The following is a 16,545-nucleotide window of genomic DNA, read 5'->3' as shown; positions in this document are numbered from 1 at the left end:
CTGTACGGGGGCGGCGCGGGCGCGCCCAGGCGCGGCGAGTCGCCGGCGGGGGGGGCGGGGGGCCGGCCCCGGGGGGGGGCGTGAGCCACATCCTCCACCGGGGGGGGGCGCCGGGTACCCCCGGGCGCCCCCTCCGTCGTGTCACTCGGCTCGCTCGGCGCTGGTCGGCCGGATCGGCTCTCACCCGGCCCCGGTCGGCCGCAACGAGTCCGGACCCAGCCGTTCTCGCCCGGCCCCGGCCCCGGTCCCGGCAACTGGCCCAGCCGCCGTCTTCTGGATTCAGCCGTCCCGGATTCAGCCGTCCTCGCGGCGCACCGAGAGCAGATCCTCCAACTGCTCCTCGCGGGCCTGGGCCGCCACGAACAGCAGCTCGTCACCCGCCTCCAGGGAGTCCTCCTTGGAGGGGGCCAGGACGCGGTTGCCGCGGATGATGGTCACCAGCGAGGTGTCCTCCGGCCACTCCACGTCGCCGACCTGGGTCCCGGCCAGGGCCGACTCCTCCGGCAGGGTCAGTTCGACCAGGTTCGCGTCGCCGTGGCTGAACCGGAGCAGCCGGACCAGGTCGCCGACGCTGACCGCCTCCTCGACCAGCGCGGACATCAGACGCGGGGTGGACACCGCCACGTCGACGCCCCATGCCTCGTTGAACAGCCATTCGTTCTTCGGGTTGTTCACCCGGGCCACGACGCGTGGAACGCCGTACTCCGTCTTCGCCAGCAGGGACACGACCAGGTTGACCTTGTCGTCGCCCGTCGCGGCGATCACCACGTTGCAGCGCTGCAACGCGGCCTCGTCCAGGGACGTGATCTCACAGGCGTCGGCCAGCAGCCACTCCGCCTGCGGGACGCGTTCGACCGAGATCGCGGTCGGCGCCTTGTCGATGAGCAGGACCTCGTGGCCGTTCTCCAGCAGCTCGCCCGCGATCGAGCGGCCGACCGCGCCGGCACCGGCAATGGCGACCCTCATCAGTGACCGCCCTCCTCTTCGGGACCCTCGGTGAACGCCGCCTCGACCTTGCCCACGTCGTCGGTCCGCATCATCACATGGACCAGGTCGCCCTCCTGGAGCACCGTCTGGGAGGTGGGCAGGACCGCCTCGCCGAGCCGGGTGAGGAACGCCACGCGGACCCCGGTCTCCTCCTGCAGCTTGCTGATCTTGTGGCCGACCCAGGCCGGGGAGGTGTGCACCTCCGCGAGCTGGACGCCACCGGTGGGGTCGCGCCACAGCGGTTCGGCTCCCGAGGGGAGCAGCCGGCGCAGCATCTGGTCGGCCGTCCAGCGGACCGTGGCCACTGTGGGGATGCCCAGCCGCTGGTAGACCTCGGCGCGACGGGGGTCGTAGATGCGGGCCGCGACGTTCTCCACGCCGAACATCTCCCGGGCCACCCGCGCCGAGATGATGTTCGAGTTGTCGCCGCTGGACACCGCGGCGAAGGCGCCCGCGTCCTCGATGCCGGCCTCGCGGAGGGTGTCCTGGTCGAAGCCGATCCCGGTGACCCGGCGACCGCCGAATCCCGGGCCCAGCCGGCGGAAGGCGGTGGGGTCCTGGTCGATCACGGCGACCGTGTGCCCCTGTTGCTCCAGGGTCTGGGCGAGAGCGGAACCCACTCTCCCGCAGCCCATGATGACGATGTGCACGACCGTCCTTCCGATGTCCATAAACCGACAGCTCAGCCCCATCAGGGTCTCAGACCGACGTTCAAGCTACACACGCACTCTCCGCGCCCGGCACCCCCGTGCAGCTTCGTCCGTGCTCAGCGGCGCGTGATGCTGCGCACGCTGAGCAGCGTCAGGAGTCCGAGGCCGACGAACGAGGCGAGGGCACCGATCAGCTCTGCGGTCGCGGGCATGGAACCTCCGGGGCGGCGACGGGCGGGTCTGCCATCTAGGCACGGCGGGCGCTCCATGCCCGGAATCTGCCGTTTTGTTCGCCTCAGATTTCACTCGTGAGGCAGATCTGGGACGGCAGGTGGGCGGCTGCCAGTTCGAAGCCTTACGATGCTCTGTCGTGTCCAAACTGACCGACGTGCCCAAACGGATCCTGATCGGCCGCGCACTGCGCAGCGACCGTCTGGGGGAAACGCTCCTGCCGAAGCGCGTCGCGCTCCCCGTCTTCGCCTCCGACCCGCTGTCCTCCGTCGCGTACGCACCGGGAGAGGTCCTGCTGGTCCTGTCCATCGCGGGCGTCTCGGCGTACCGCTTCAGCCCCTGGATCGCGGTCGCGGTCGTCGTGCTGATGTTCACGGTGGTCGCCTCCTACCGGCAGAACGTGCACGCCTACCCGAGCGGCGGCGGCGACTACGAGGTCGCCACCACCAACCTCGGCTCCAAGGCGGGCCTCACGGTCGCGAGCGCACTGCTCGTCGACTACGTCCTGACCGTCGCCGTATCCATCTCCTCCGGCATCGAGAACCTCGGCTCCGCGATCCCCTTCGTGGTCGAGCACAAGGTGCTGTGCGCGGTCGCGGTGATCGTGCTGCTGACGCTGATGAACCTGCGCGGCGTGAAGGAGTCCGGCACGCTGTTCGCGATCCCGACCTACGTCTTCGTCGCGGGCGTCTTCATCATGATCGTGTGGGGCGCGTTCCGGGGCCTGGTCCTCGGGGACACCATGCGCGCGCCCACCGCCGGCTACGAGATCAAGGCCGAGCACGGGGGCCTCGCGGGCTTCGCCCTCGTCTTCCTGCTGCTGCGCGCCTTCTCGTCCGGCTGTGCCGCGCTCACCGGCGTCGAGGCGATCTCCAACGGCGTCCCCGCCTTCCGCAAGCCCAAGTCGAAGAACGCGGCGACCACGCTCGCGATGATGGGCCTGCTCGCCGTGACCATGTTCTGCGGGATCATCGCCCTCGCCATGACCACCAAGGTCCGGATGGCCGAGAACCCCGCCACCGACCTGCTCCACCACGGTGTGGCGCTCGGCTCCGGCTATGTCCAGAACCCGGTGATCTCACAGGTCGCCGAGGCGGTGTTCGGCAAGGGCAGCTTCCTGTTCGTCGTACTGGCCGCGGCCACCGCGCTGGTGCTGTTCCTGGCCGCCAACACGGCCTACAACGGCTTCCCGCTGCTCGGCTCGATACTCGCCCAGGACCGCTACCTGCCCCGCCAGTTGCACACCCGCGGCGACCGGCTCGCCTTCTCCAACGGCATCGTGCTGCTCGCGGGCGCCGCCGCCCTGCTGGTCTTCGTCTACGGCGCCGACTCGACCCGGCTGATCCAGCTGTACATCGTCGGTGTGTTCGTGTCCTTCACGCTCAGCCAGACCGGCATGGTCCGGCACTGGAACCGGCACCTCGCGGTGGAGCGGGACCCGGGCCGGCGCAGCCACATGATCCGCTCCCGGGCGATCAACGCGTTCGGCGCCTTCTTCACCGGCCTGGTCCTCGTCGTCGTCCTCGTCACCAAGTTCACCCACGGCGCCTGGGTCGCCCTCCTCGGCATGGTGATCTTCTACGCCACCATGACGGCGATCCGTAAGCACTACGACAGCGTGGCCGAGGAGATCGCGGCGCCCGAGGAGCCGAGCGACGAGAGCGTACGGCCCTCCCGGGTCCACTCGATCGTCCTGATCTCCACGATCCACCGCCCCACGCTGCGCGCCCTGGCCTACGCCCAGCTGATGCGCTCGGACACCCTGGAGGCGCTCACCGTCAACGTCGACGCGACGGAGACGAAGGCGCTGCGCGAGGAGTGGGAACGGCGCGGTATAGAGGTACCGCTGAAGGTGCTCGACTCGCCCTACCGGGAGATCACCCGGCCGATCATCGAGTACGTCAAGAACCTGCGCAAGGAGTCGCCGCGCGACGCCGTCTCGGTGATCATCCCCGAGTACGTGGTCGGCCGCTGGTACGAGGCCCTGCTGCACAACCAGAGCGCCCTGCGCCTCAAGGGCAGGCTGCTGTTCACCTCCGGTGTCATGGTGACCTCGGTCCCGTACCAGCTCCAGTCCTCCGAGGTGGCCAGGAACCGGGCCCGCAGGCGGCAGGAGTGGACCGCGCCCGGCGCGGTGCGTCGCGGCCCGGCGGAGCAGCGGCCGAAGGACCCCGGCGCCGGCGAACCGAGCCGGGGCGAGCCCGCCGGGAAACTGACGGGGGGAGAGCCCGGCACCGGGAACTGACGCGAGGGGGTCGCGGTGCGGGGTCCCCGGTGCCCGGACCTGGGGGCTGCGGGGAGCACGTAGACTGGTGGGCTGTTGTCGGCCCGCGAGCGGGCCGTTCCCCTCACCCCGATCTGGAGTCACCCCGCCATGCAGGCACAACGGAAGCAGTCGCAGGCGGGGTCGCTGGTGGGGGAGGAGTACGAGGTCGAGGTCGGCCCCGTCGCGCACGGCGGCCACTGCATCGCCCGCACCGCTGAGGGCCAGGTCCTGTTCGTGCGGCACGCGCTGCCGGGCGAGCGGGTGGTGGCCCGGGTCACCGAGGGCGAGGAAGGCGCCCGCTTCCTGCGCGCGGACGCGGTCGAGGTCCTGGAGCCGTCCAAGGACCGCGTTCCGGCACCATGCCCCTACGCCGGCCCCGGCCGCTGCGGTGGCTGCGACTGGCAGCACGCCAAGCCGGGCGCCCAGCGCCGGCTGAAGGGCGAGGTCGTCGCCGAGCAGCTGCGGCGCCTCGCGGGCCTCACCCCCGAGGAGGCCGGCTGGGACGGCACCGTGATGCCGGCCGAGGGCGACAAGCTCCCGGCGGGCGAGGTGCCGCGGTGGCGGACCCGGGTGCAGTACGCGGTCGACGCCGCGGGGCACGCCGGGCTGCGCCGGCACCGCTCGCACGAGGTGGAGCCGATCGACGACTGCATGATCGCGGCGGCGGGCGTCGCCGAACTGGGCATCGAGAACCGCGAGTGGCCCGGCATGGACTCGGTCGAGGCCATCGCCGCGACCGGTTCGGGGGACCGGCAGGTGATCCTCACCCCGCGTCCCGGCGCCCGGCTGCCGCTGGTGGAGCTGGACAAGCCGGTCTCGGTCCTCAGGGTCGACGAGACGTCCGGCGGTGTGCACCGGGTGCACGGCCGCCCCTTCGTCCGCGAACGCGCCGACGGCCGCACCCACCGGGTGGGGGCCGGCGGCTTCTGGCAGGTCCACCCGAAGGCGGCCGACACCCTGGTGACCGCCGTCATGCAGGGCCTGCTGCCGCGCAAGGGCGAGACGGCCCTCGACCTGTACTGCGGCGCCGGTCTCTTCGCCGGCGCCCTCGCCGACCGCCTCGGCGAGAAGGGCGCGGTGCTCGGCATCGAGTCCGGCAAGCAGGCGGTGGCCGACGCCCGCCACAACCTCGCCGAATTCCCGCGCGTGCGCATCGAACAGGGCAAGGTCGAGTCGGTCCTCCCGCGCACCGGGATCACCGAGGCCGACCTTGTCGTCCTGGACCCGCCCCGCGCGGGCGCCGGCCGCCGAACGGTCTCCCACCTGGCCTCACTCGGCCCCCGCCGGATCGCCTACGTCGCCTGCGATCCCGCTGCGCTGGCAAGGGACTTGGGGTATTTCCGCGAGGAGGGTTACCGGGTGCGGACGCTGCGGGCGTTCGATCTGTTTCCTATGACGCATCATGTGGAGTGCGTGGCGATCCTGGAGCCGGTGGGGAAGGGTGCCTGACCTGCGGGTTCGGGTGGTGTGCGTTATGTGCGGTGTAGGCGTTACGGGCGATATCTTGACGCTGAAATGACGCTCCCAGGGGTATCTTGACGCTCGTTTGACGCTCGTTCTGATGGGGTGCCAGGCACCTTTTTGGGCAGCTCAGGCCCTCTCAATATGGCGAGTGCCATGGGAGAGTCGAGGACTGGTGACGCTCTCGGTGGCACGGCCGGAAGCGGGATCCGCCCTTCTACCGGTCGCACCGGCTCGTGCTACGACAACGCCGTCACCGAGAGCTTCTTCGCCTCCCTGGAGACCGAACTCATCGACCGAACCGCCTTCCTCACCCGTCACCACGCCGAGCAAGCCCTCTTCGGCTACATCCAAGGCTTCTATAACCCCCGCCGCCGCCATTCGTCGAACGGGCAGCTCAGCCCGGCCGAGTACGAACGTCGCCACACTGCGAAGACACCACATAGCATGGTCCACGCAGCCGCATAACTCGCAAGCCCATCGGTGTCTGTCAGACCGGGGCAACTCCACTCATGGGGGTGCCCCCACGCCCGTTCAGGGCAGTGGGGGACACGCTCCCCCAAGCTTTCGGCTGCGCTCAAGCAGGGGGCACCTCCATGACGCCGCTCCTTCACGGGCAAACGTCACCTGCCGGGGCACTGGAAGCAGCGGCAGGACCTCCAAGGGCCGTCACGGCCGTTGCTGGGGCCACCCGCCCTTGACGTCAGAGAAGTTGACCGCCTTCGTCTTCCTTCCGTCTCGGGCACGCGTCGGACAGTTGGACCTCAAGACTTCTGAACTTCCGCACCACCATGCGGTTCTGCCGCTGCGGCGGGCCGGCCAGGGCCAGCGTGTCGATTCGCTGGGCGAGTTGGCGGAAGGCTATCTCCGCGGTGACCAGGGCCAGTTCGGCGCCCCCGCAGCGGTGGGTTCCGAGGCCGAAGGACAGCACGTCCCTGGGGTTGGCGGCCGGTGCGGTGAATCGGTCCGCTACGAAGGTGTCTGGGTTCGGGAAGCGGCGGGGGTCTCGGCCGAGTGCGCCCAGGCACACGAGCACCAGGCTGTCGCGGGCGATGCGCAGTCCGCCCAGTTCGGTGTCCTCGACGGCGACCCTGGCGCCGTACTGGACCGGCGGGTCGTGGCGGAGGGTTTCGAGGACGAACGACGTCAGCAGGGCGTCGTCGTCACGCAGCCTGCGGAGCAGGGTGTTGTCCCGTGCGAGGTGGAGCAGTCCGCTGCCGAGCAGGGAACTCGTGGTCACCGTGCCGGCGCCGAGTACGAACACCAGGTTGCTGACCAGGTCTCGTTCGTCCAAAGCGCCGAGCTGGGCGAGCGAACCGACAAGGCTCGCGCCGTCCGCCGCCGGTGCGCCGAGCAGTTTCTCCCGGACGTAGGCGGCCAGGCGCAGCGCGGCGTCGTCGGCCTGCCGGAGCGGCTTGTCCGGCGAGTGCAGCTCGTTGCGTTCAAGGAACATGTCGAGCCATCCGGCCAACTGCTCCATGTCGTCGTGGGGGATGCCGAGCAGTTCGCCCATCACGGAGTTCGGGAGGGCGGTGAACGAGTACGCCGCGTCGGCACCGCTGCCGTCTGCGACGAGTGCGGCGACGTGTGCGGCGGCCTGCCGTTCGATCATCGGGCGCATCAGCGTGACGCGCCCGGGGTGGAAGGAGCGGGACAGCAGGCGGCGAACCGGCTGGTTGTCCGGCGGGTTGAGAAAGAGCAGGCTGCGATAGAGCAACGCGGTCGACGGATGCTCCTGCCAACCGGGCCAGGAGCGGTCGGCGTAGTCACGGTCGGGCACCTTGAACAGTCGGGTGTTCAGCAGAACGTCGGCGCTCTCCCGGAATCCCATCACCACCGCGCGCTTACCCCCGACGGGCAGTACGGGGGCCCGCTCCAGCAGTTCGCCGTAGAAGGGATACGGGTCCCTCCGCCCCTCCGGGCTGAACAGCCGCAGCAGGACGACATCTTCAGGAACGGTCACCGCGCACCTCGCCGTGCCGACACGACTTCCCGTCCGCTGACGACGAGGCCGCTCATCGTGAGGAGTCTGCCGCCGCCTCCTGCCGGATCTTCGGCGGTTCCCCGGGCTGTGCTCGGGAGCATTCCACCGGCGGCTCCGTCCGCGCTCCCGTCGGCATCGCCATCCGCATCGCCGGCCGCGGCGCCGCCGGTGTGGGTGACGCGCAGTCGCACGTCCCGCGTCTCCCGGCTCGACAACGTGAGGTCGTTGGCCGCGGTGTGCAGGGTGAGCTCCCCTATCGAGTGCGGTGTGGCGTACCGGTTCGGCGTACCGGTGGCACACGCGGTCTGCAGCAGGGCGTCCGCCAGTAGCCATGGGATGCGGTGCCGGGAGAAGAACTCCAGCTCCTGCGCCGGGATCTCCTGGCGGACCTGTGGCTCCCATCCTGCCGTTGCCGTCAGCTCGGTGAGCGTCACGTCCCGGACCTGGTCGAAGAGGCCGGACATCGACATCACCGCCGGTGCGCGCCGCACGCCCGCACCGGCCTGAGGCGCGGCGCGCCCGCCGGGCGCGGCGCTGTCGCCCGCACCGTCGCCGATGGGAACGAGCACGTCGAAGTGCTGGACGCGCCGATCGTGGTGTCCGGTGACAACCCGCGAGCGGATACCGACCCGGACGGTGCCGCGGGCGAAACCGGCCGGGTCGAACGAGGCGGTGAGCACGTAACGGACCACCTGCGGGTCCACCGCGATCGGTGCCCGGAAGCGGATGTCCCGGAAGCTGTGTACGGGCGCTGCGCCGACGAGGAAGTCGGCTGCCTCCGCCGCGAGTTCCAGTGCCAGCGCACCCGGCAGCAGTGCCCGCGACTCCCTGCGGTGTCCGAAGAGGTGTCCGTACCCGGCGAGATCGAGTTCCCAGACGGCGCCGTCCTCGCCGACCCACGAGGGAGCCCCAAGATAGGGGCGCCGCTCGGGGGTGTCCACCAGGGCCGGGAACCGGGAGCGCAGCATGCGCCGTTCCGCGTCGCCCAAGGGCACGGGCACGGCCCGGCCCGGCCGATCGGCTTCGACCTCCGCGTTGAACAACCGCTGTCCCTCCGCGTCGGCGAGCAGGCCGAGAGTCCCGGCGTTCGCCGCGTACTGTGTGAAGCCGGCCCGCGGGCCGAGACCTGACGCGCCCCACAGGCTCCAGTTGATGACGTACTCGGCGGCACCGGAGTCCGCCGACCCGTCGCACGCCGGCGCGTCCGGGTGTGCCGACGGCTCCCGGGACGCCGCCGACTCCGGGGACGTCGGCAACTCCCCGTGCGCCGACGACTCCCCACGCACCGACCTCGACCGCGCCTCCTCATAGCGCGCCGCGGCGTTCAGAACGTCGTTGGCCGGCCCGTAGTCGCTCTCGCCCACCAGCCCGAACGCCCCGGCGACCGAGCCGAAGGTGCACCACAGGCGCGGTGCGGACGCCGCGAACGCGGACTTGAGGTGGTGGTGTCCTGCGACCTTGGTGTCCCGGACCTTGCGGAAGGTCGCCAGGTCCTTCGCCGTCAGCCGCCGGGCCCCGCTGATCCCGGCGCCGTTGACCAGCAGATCGATGCGAGGCGTCACACCGCGGATCACCGCGGCGGCGCGGTGCACGGCGCTCTCGTCCGTGACGTCGCATCCCAGGTAGTGGACCCGTTCCGCACCGAACCGCTGCCGCAGGGCGGCGAGGCCGGCCAGGGATTCGCGGGACCTGCGGCAGCGGTCGTAGGTACCGCGCAACTCGGCTATCGGTACGTGGGGTTCGGCGGCTCGGCGTCTTCGTACGTACTCCTCGGCCGTGGCCGTGCCTATCTCGTGGGAGTTCGCCGCCATCGTCGCGGAGTCGGTGCTGCCGAGCAGCCAGAGCATGGACGGCGGGGTCCGCATACCCTCCAGGCACCGCGCGGTGATCCCACGGGCGCCTCCCACCGCAAGGACGACAGGACCACTTCCCGGCCGTCCCGGAGGGGCGGTGGCACCTGCGGCGTAGGCGCCGTCCCCCGGGGACAGCCCTTCCACCGGCCCCGCGTCCGCCACCGGCGACAACCTTTCCTGCGAGCGCTCCACCGGCAGCAGCCGTTCCTCCCAACGCGCGCCGGTCGCGGGCTCCCCCCGGTAGTAGGCCACCGGCAGTCCTCTGACGCAGCCGGACTCGTGCCGCAGTCGCGCCAGCGCGGTCGGCAGGGTGGCCGCGTCGGTCACCACGGCGTACGCCTCGGTGTGCGGCAACTCCCAGGTGAGGGACTTGATGAGGCCGGTCAGCAGCGCGCCGTACGGGTGGGGTGCGCCGTCCGTGAAGGGGTCGAGGACGAGGGCCACCACCGACGAGTCCGGTGGGGCGGAACGCGCGAGCCGCTTCGCAGCCAGGAAGGCCGCCTCCTGCAGGGCCAGCATACGCGGTTCGGGCGCGGCGGGCCACGTGGCCGGGTGCAGCGAGGCGATGACACGGATATGGCAGGGGAACGCGTCACCGGCGGGCAGGAGTGCGGTGATCGCGTCCTCGTCCCAGGCCGCCGCCTCCGGCGGCACGACGACGGTGGTGACGTCCGGCCGCGCCGTCCGGGAGAGGTGTACCGCGGTCTCCCGGTCGTCGGTGAGCACGAGCGCGCCGCGCGGCAGGGGGTCGCGTTCCGGCGAGACCGTCACGGCCGGCGCCGGCACGAGCCGCAGTGTGTACAGCGGGGTCATCGTGTTCCTCCGAAGTTCAGTCCCGCGCGGGCGGAAGGACGGTGACGGTCGGTCCCGCCGAGCCTGAGAACCGCCGGGGAAGTTCGCCCGCGAGGACGGCACGCAGTACGGCGACGATGCCGTCCGCGGCGAGGAAGCGCGGGGGCTCCCGCCGGTCCGCCGCGCCGGGCTCGGTACGGAGCCCGGTCCGCACGCGCGCGAGCACCGGCCAGCCGCGTTCCCGTGCGGTCTCGGGGCGGGCGAGGGCCACCGCGTAGGCGCCTTCCGCGAGCTGGTCCGGGGCGAGGCCGAGCGATTCCGCGGCCTGCTCCAGCGCGCCCGCGCTCCATGCCATCACCAGGGCGAGGTCGACGTCGCCGCGCCGCAGGTAGCAGCCCGCCGCGTGCAGCGCCGCCAGTGCGGAGTCCGGTCCCGCGTCCGCCATCATCGTGGGGCCGTGCAGATCCCTGCGGTTCGCCACCCAGCCGAGCGCGGCCGACGACATCCGGCTGATGAGGGTGTAGGCGCCGAGCGGCTCGCTGTTCGACCGGCGTTCGCGCAGGTAGTCGGCCGCCGCCCGTGCCTGCGCGCCCTCCAGCGAGCGGGCGGTAGCGGTACCCAGACACCGCAGTGTGGAGTCGACGGCGGAGCGGTTGAGGCCGTAGTGCGCGCCGAAAACGCCGGTGCGCTCCTCCAGCCCCGCCCAGAGCGGCTCGGGGCGGTGCTCCAACGCGCCGAGTCTGCCCGCGAGTTCGAGCACCAGCAGCTGGCCCGTGTCCAACTGGGCCGACACCTTCGGCGGGATCAGTGACTTCTCGAACGGCGGTACGGGATAGGGGGTTTCGAAACGGGATGTCTCCGCCGGTGCCTCGCCCCGGGACAGCCGCGCCGCGACGGCGTTGTCGTCGGGCCGGCCAGGGAGCAGGGCGCTCCAGCGGACGAGGACCAACTCGTCGCAGAGCGGGGGCGGTGCCGATCGCACCGTCTCCTGCCGGGCTCCCGGGGAGCGCAGGAGCTGGTAGCCGTTGATGCCTCCCAGTCCGCAGGCGAACACGCCCGCGAGCGGCGGATCGCCGCCCGTCGTCGACGCGTCGAGTGCCACCGGGGCCGAGGGGACGCGGAGCGGGAGTGCGCGGGCGTACTCGGGCAGTTCCGTGTGCTGGGGTTGCCGGGGGATGGTGGCGCGGTGCAGCCCCAGTGCGGCCTGGATGAGGGAGACCGCGCCGCAGGCCATTCCGGTGTGGCCGAGTGCGGGCTTGTTGCCGGTCACCCAGGGCGTGCCGCCGGAGTGCGCGGCGGCGATGGAACGCAGCTCGGTGGCATCGCCCGCGCGGGTGGCCGTGCCGTGGCCCACGACCCACGCGATCCCGCTGCCGGGCACGCCGTTGACGTTCATCGCCCGGGTCATCGCGCGAGTCTGGCCCTGCTGGCCGGGCGCGAAGATGGCCTTGCTCTTTCCGTCGGACGCTGCGCCGAAACCGGCCAGTACCGCGAGCACCGTGTCGTGGTCGCGGACGGCGTCGCCGAGCCGTTTGAGTACGACGAGCGCGGCGCCCTCCGAGAAGACGGTGCCGTCCGCGGCCGCGTCGAACGCCCGGAGCTCGCCGGACGGGGACAGCGTTCCCATCTCGGAGAAGTAGGACTGCCGCAGCGGCCCGTGCGAACTCACCCCGCCGCAGAAGGCGATGTCCACCTCCCCGTCCAGCAGGTGCCTGGCGCCGAGGTCCACGGCATACAGGGAGGACGGGCAGATATTGTCGATGACCAGGATCGCGGTGTCCTGCGGCAGGACGCCCTCGACCGCCCGCCTGGCCTGCTCGTACGGCAGGTACGCGCTGTGGTGGGAGGCCGCGCACGGATCGGCCCGTGCCAGCCGGCGTCGCATCCCGTCGGCCGGGGCGCCATCCTCCTCGGGCGGCAGGTGCGCCGCCGCGCCGGTGGCGATCAGGTCGGCGCTGAGGGCGGCGTCGATCTCGTAGCTGGTGTCGGTGGACGCGGCGAGGAAGAGACCGGGTCTGGACAACTGCCCGGGTACGGCCGTGAGGCACTGCCGCAGGGCGCGGCGCAGCCAGGAGACCTGGAGGTCGCCGGGCTGATCGTCGGTGGTGCCGGGCACTTCGCCGAAGCGCAGGTCATGGATCTGGCCGCCGTCCTCCCGGACGGCCGCGGCCAGTTCCTCGTGACCGTGGAACCGGTGCGGGAGTCCGAGCGGCAGCGGACCCTCCTGCGCACGGCGCCACAGATCCTCGATCTCCTCGCAGCCGGGTAGCACGGCCCCCGCCGCGACCAGGCAGACAGGCTCCTCGTACACCGCAGCTCACAATCTTTCGTGCGTGGGATCGGGACGCCGCTCCGCGGGTCCGGAGTCGACGTGCAGCTCTTCGCGGACGGGGTTGCGGCGCTGTGCCGCCTGCCCGGTGTCATGGCTGCGCAGCAGGTCGGCCACCGTTGAGAGGGTGAGCGTCGCCGGAGACTCGGCATTGCCCAGTTCCACGTCCCACAGCTCCGCGGCGCGCCACAGCACGAGCCGGTGTTGCAGGGAGTCCAGGCCGAGTTCCGCTTCCAGGTCGACGTTCGGCGTCACCAGTTCCTCGGGGATCTCCAGCGCCGTGGCGTACATCGTCCGCAGGCTCGCCAGCAGGGCATCGGGTTCGGGCAGCATGGTCACTCCTTGAGGTGGCGCCGGACATCGTTGTCAGTCAGGCGTTTTCTGAACGGGGCCCACGTGTGGACGGTGTCCCCCGCGATCTCGGCGACGAACTGGGAGAGGGTGTCCTTGAGGCCGCATTCCACGAAGCGGTCGACACCCGCTGCAAGCAGTCGAGTGACGGCCTGCGCGAAATCCAGCGGATGGGTCAACTGGGCCGCGGTGACGGCGATCAGGTCGTCGCCCGCACGGAGCCGACGCCCGAGGACCGGTGAGTCCACAGGTATTCGCGGTGCTCCCTGCGGAACGGCGCGCACGGCGTCGAGGTAGCGGGTGCGGGCGGCGCCGAGGCACGGGTGATGCTGCGGATACGGGCCGGTGCGTAGCGTCGTCGCCAGTATTCCGCGGGAATCGGCGGCGCTCAGCAGTAACCGCAGCTGCTCGGCCGGTCCGGAGAGGATCACCTGTGACGGGCCGTTCACCGCGGCGACGACCACGTCCCGCGCCGACCTGGCGAAGTCCTCAGCCTCCGCCGCGGACAGCATGAACGCCGCGGTGGCGCCGGTCGGTCGGGCGTGCAGTCGCAGGGCGCGGGCCCGTTCGCACAGCAGCAGCGCCCCGTCCTCGACCGTGAGTCCTCCCGCGGCGACCAGAGCGGTGATCTCGCCGAGGCTGTGTCCGACGACCACGTCGGGACGCAGGCCGAACTCTTCGTCGAGGATGCGCAGGCAGCAGAGTTGGAAGTGGTAGGTCCGCAGTTCGCTCGCCTGATCCCATGAGGTCCGTGTCCGATCCGGCTCGGTGCGCACGGTCGGCCAGCCGTACGAGGCGCTGACCGCGTCGACGCGGTCAGCGAGCTCGGCGGCGATGCGCCGGCCGGGCGGGTAGTGCGCGAAGGGGTCCGCGTAGGAGGAGCCCGCGCCGGGGAACATGAAGGCTGTGACCATGGGAACCTTGCTCGGGCTCGATCGGTACGGTGAGTTGGCCCGGTCCGTCTGATGGGAGCGACGGACTGCGGTGTGCTGTGCTCGGCGGCGTCGGGGTGACGCGCTCTCGGGCAGGGGGTATCGCCGGTGCGGCGACGTCCTTTTCGGGGGCTGCGGGGCGTGCCGATCGGGCGCGACCGTCTGTCCTGCGTAGGGCAGTGGACCGCACCGATCGACAACATCGATTGCGGATTGAACATAACTGCGCTTTGGCTGATTGGGAAGTCCTTACCTGGGAGCACGCAGGCAAGAACGGATTCGGCCATACTCGGGTCTCGCACCCGCCCGGCGCCCTCCCCCTCCGCACGCGAGGCCGCAGATCTGGCGTGAGCTGAACCGGCAGGGACAGGCAGTGGCCCGCTGTATCGTCGAGCGCCCCTTGCGCGAGTTCGGCACCACCGGCGCCGTCCGCCGCAGGAAGGTGATCACCATGCTCTCCGGCGGGCGGGTCGAACGGGCTCCCGACCGTCTGGAGCGCGCCTTCGTCGACGAGGCGGTGAACCGGTGCTGGGTGGCGGACTTCACCTACGTGAGGACCTGGGCTGCCACCGTCTACGTCGGGTTCGGCGGGACACCTTTTCCCGCTGGAGTGTCGGCTGCTCGGCCGCCACCGTCGAGGATGCCGTTTTCGTCCTGGACGCTCTGGAGATGGCCGTTCGGCAACGTGACTGCGATCAATATTCCATCCAGCCAGGAGAGTCGATTCATCACTTGTACTCCAGCCGGAGATCTTGAGGATCGATGATGGGTGGGATCGGCCGGTGGTGGGCCCAGGGGCGGAGGTGGTGCGGGAGCGGGTCTCCGCGGCGTCGGTAGTGGCTGACCATGGCGCGGGTCTGGTGAAGTCGGCGCCATAACTCGCAGGGCAGGAGGGTCTCCACGGGGTGGCGCGGATTGAGGTGGGTGGCGGCCAGGCAGTGCCGGATGGTGTGGACCGAGGGCCGCAGGAGCGGGCCGGGGATCAGCCAGCGGCCTCGCTCTCCTCGATGCCCGGAGCTTTTCCCTGATCGGGGGCTTGCTCCGGGCCGGTGTCCTGCTCGGGTTCGGGGGTCTGGTCGGGTTCGGGGATGGCGGCGCGTTGAACGCTGAGGAACGCGGTGGCCAGCATGCAGGCGGTGACGTGAAGGTGCCAGGGGGTCCACTTGCGGACCTGGTACTGGGCCAGGCCGACAAGCTGCTTGTTGATCTCGTTGTCCTCCTCGATCTGCCAGCGGCCACCGGCCCTGGCGATGACCTCCGAGACTGTGGTGCCGACGGGGGCGTGGACGAGGAAGTAGGCGATCTCGCGGTGGAGTTGTCCGTCTTTGCCACGCCGGTTGGGGTGCAGGGACCGTCGCAGCACCAGCCAGTGCGTGAAGCCCTCGGCCGGGTTCTCGTCTTTGACCTGCACGGCGAAGGCCGTCCAGTCATAGAGTCGCTCGCCCTTGGCGCCGTCGCCGCAGGCGCGGCGTTCCCACTGGTCACGGACTTTCGCGTAGTGGAGCAGGTCGTCGGCGCGCCGGACGGCCGGCTGGCTCGGCTTGCCCGGCGGGCCATCGATCGGGAGGCCGACCGGGACGCCGAACACGTACGGCACCTTCCGCACGTGGCACCAGGCCCGAAGCTGTGGGTCACGGCCGTGGCCGGCGTCAGCCGGCACCCAGGAGAACGGCACGTGGGCCGCGCGGGCCCGCACGAGCATCGAGATGGCCAACTCGGGCTTGGTGGCGAAGGTGATCTCGTCAGGCACCCCGGCCTCTCCTCACTCCACGGCCTTCAGTGGGTCGTAGTCATGGGGATGAGGGTCGGCGCAGGCGAGGCAGAGCGAGCGCCGACCACTGGCTGGGCCTCGTTGGGCGGAGGTCAGCTCATGCCTCGGCCGTGACGCTCGTTTGACGCTCCGAGCGTTCGAAGGGTCCTTCGGCGGGGCTATAAATGGCGTCTTACCTGCGAATACGTTAGATCCTCCCCATTCTGACGTCTTTCCGATGACGCATCATGTGGAGTGCGTGGCGATTCTGGAGCCTGCGGCAAAGGGCGCCTGACCTGCGGGTTCGGATGGTGTGCGTTATGTGCGGTGTGGGCGTTACGGGCGATATCTTGACGCTGAAATGACGCGCTCAGAGGTATCTTGACGCTCTTTCTGATGGGGAGTCAGGTGAGTTGCGTCGCTGGTCAGGCGGCCTGATGGCTAAGTAGCTGTTGTCTTTCCGGACGTGATCGCCGCGTTTCCGCTGGTCGGGCATAGGGTCGGTGGTTCGGTGGGAGTCGTGGCCTGTCGGGTCGTTTCTTGCCGGAAGGTCGCGGATGCCGTCGGTCGTCGGACTGCTGGAACAGCACGAGCTTGCCGCTCGCCGTCGGGTCGACGGCCTACGGGAGGAGGCTGACCGCATCCACGCCGAGTTGGCCGTGGCCGAGCTGGAATGGCAGGAGTGGGCGATCGCCCGCAGGCGAGTCGATACGGTGCTGGCTCCGGACGGCGGCGACACCGCCGGGACGGACGTCACCCCGGATCCGCGGGATGTGGACGCTCCAGCCGAAGCCCCGCGATGCGGCGAAGCCGAAGCCGCAGGTGCCCGTGTGGCGTGAGGGGCTGGCCTGGTCGGTGCTGTCGGCGGACTACCAGCGCATCCTGCAGGTGCTCGCGGACCGGTCCCGGACCGTCAAGGGCCGCTGACCTGCCAGGAGATGGCCAGCGCAAGCCACGCC

General features: G+C 70.9%; 12 protein-coding genes and 1 pseudogene. 5 read left to right on the top strand and 8 right to left on the bottom strand.

All coding sequences use genetic code 11. The features are described 5' to 3' along the window. Nucleotides 1-294: 294 nt before the first annotated feature. Both ACFC09_RS03335 and ACFC09_RS03330 read right to left on the bottom strand, forming a co-directional pair. On the bottom strand, nt 295-966 hold the full coding sequence (locus ACFC09_RS03335; RefSeq protein ID WP_376523451.1) for a potassium channel family protein: 672 nt from the start codon (nt 964-966) through the stop codon (nt 295-297). Continuing rightward, on the bottom strand, nt 966-1,637 hold the full coding sequence (locus ACFC09_RS03330) for a potassium channel family protein (RefSeq protein WP_376523640.1): 672 nt from the start codon (nt 1,635-1,637) through the stop codon (nt 966-968). The genes ACFC09_RS03335 and ACFC09_RS03330 overlap by 1 nt, the downstream gene beginning before the upstream one ends. Nucleotides 1,638-2,007: 370 nt before the next feature. Between ACFC09_RS03330 and ACFC09_RS03325 the strand changes: the two genes are divergently transcribed. The 3 genes from ACFC09_RS03325 (at nt 2,008) to ACFC09_RS03315 (ending at nt 6,063) form a co-directional block, all read left to right on the top strand. Beyond that, nucleotides 2,008-4,113 carry an APC family permease gene (locus ACFC09_RS03325; protein WP_376523448.1) on the top strand — a complete coding sequence of 702 codons (2,106 nt, stop codon included), beginning with the start codon at nt 2,008-2,010 and terminating at the stop codon, nt 4,111-4,113. A 129-nt stretch (nt 4,114-4,242) separates the two neighbouring features. Then, the gene (locus ACFC09_RS03320) at nt 4,243-5,583 is read left to right on the top strand and encodes a class I SAM-dependent RNA methyltransferase (RefSeq protein WP_376523446.1); all 1,341 of its coding nucleotides are present in this window, start codon (nt 4,243-4,245) and stop codon (nt 5,581-5,583) included. Between the two features lie 168 nt (nt 5,584-5,751). Further along, on the top strand, nt 5,752-6,063 hold the full coding sequence (locus ACFC09_RS03315; RefSeq protein ID WP_376523443.1) for an IS3 family transposase: 312 nt from the start codon (nt 5,752-5,754) through the stop codon (nt 6,061-6,063). Nucleotides 6,064-6,298: 235 nt separating this feature from the next. Here the strand turns inward: ACFC09_RS03315 and ACFC09_RS03310 are convergent, their stop codons facing one another. Genes ACFC09_RS03310 through ACFC09_RS03290 form a run of 5 tightly spaced genes read right to left on the bottom strand, consistent with a single transcriptional unit; the run spans nt 6,299 to nt 13,818 of the window. Next, the gene (locus ACFC09_RS03310) at nt 6,299-7,558 is read right to left on the bottom strand and encodes a cytochrome P450 (protein ID WP_376523440.1); all 1,260 of its coding nucleotides are present in this window, start codon (nt 7,556-7,558) and stop codon (nt 6,299-6,301) included. After that, complete coding sequence (locus tag ACFC09_RS03305) at nt 7,555-10,245, bottom strand: SDR family NAD(P)-dependent oxidoreductase (RefSeq protein WP_376523438.1); 2,691 nt, start codon at nt 10,243-10,245, stop codon at nt 7,555-7,557. Before ACFC09_RS03305 ends, ACFC09_RS03310 begins: the two co-directional genes overlap by 4 nt. Before the next feature lie 16 nt (nt 10,246-10,261). Further along, nucleotides 10,262-12,535: a beta-ketoacyl synthase N-terminal-like domain-containing protein gene (locus ACFC09_RS03300; protein WP_376523436.1), complete on the bottom strand. Its 2,274-nt coding sequence runs from the start codon at nt 12,533-12,535 to the stop codon at nt 10,262-10,264. A 6-nt stretch (nt 12,536-12,541) separates the two neighbouring features. After that, on the bottom strand, nt 12,542-12,886 hold the full coding sequence (locus ACFC09_RS03295; RefSeq protein ID WP_376523433.1) for an acyl carrier protein: 345 nt from the start codon (nt 12,884-12,886) through the stop codon (nt 12,542-12,544). A gap of 2 nt (nt 12,887-12,888) precedes the next feature. Then, a complete protein-coding gene (locus ACFC09_RS03290) occupies nt 12,889-13,818 on the bottom strand; it encodes an ACP S-malonyltransferase (protein WP_376523431.1) in 930 nt (309 codons plus the stop codon). A 391-nt stretch (nt 13,819-14,209) separates the two neighbouring features. Between ACFC09_RS03290 and ACFC09_RS03285 the strand changes: the two genes are divergently transcribed. Continuing rightward, on the top strand, nt 14,210-14,602 hold the full coding sequence (locus ACFC09_RS03285) for a hypothetical protein (protein ID WP_376523429.1): 393 nt from the start codon (nt 14,210-14,212) through the stop codon (nt 14,600-14,602). Nucleotides 14,603-14,818: 216 nt separating this feature from the next. On the opposite strand, the gene ACFC09_RS03280 is transcribed toward ACFC09_RS03285, so the two are convergent. Continuing rightward, entirely contained in the window at nt 14,819-15,586 is a 768-nt protein-coding gene (locus ACFC09_RS03280; RefSeq protein WP_376523426.1) for a transposase, read from the bottom strand. A 540-nt stretch (nt 15,587-16,126) separates the two neighbouring features. On the opposite strand from ACFC09_RS03280, the pseudogene ACFC09_RS03275 reads away from it, so the two are divergent. Beyond that, nucleotides 16,127-16,533 (top strand): annotated as a pseudogene (locus tag ACFC09_RS03275) (hypothetical protein); the annotation flags it as partial. Between the last annotated feature and the right edge of the window lie 12 nt (nt 16,534-16,545).

Origin of the sequence: Streptomyces sp. NPDC056161, from assembly GCF_042268025.1 — a bacterium.
GTDB lineage: Bacteria > Actinomycetota > Actinomycetes > Streptomycetales > Streptomycetaceae > Streptomyces.
The sequence above is the reverse complement of the archived record's forward strand: the minus strand, read 5'-3'. Positions and strand labels throughout refer to the sequence as shown.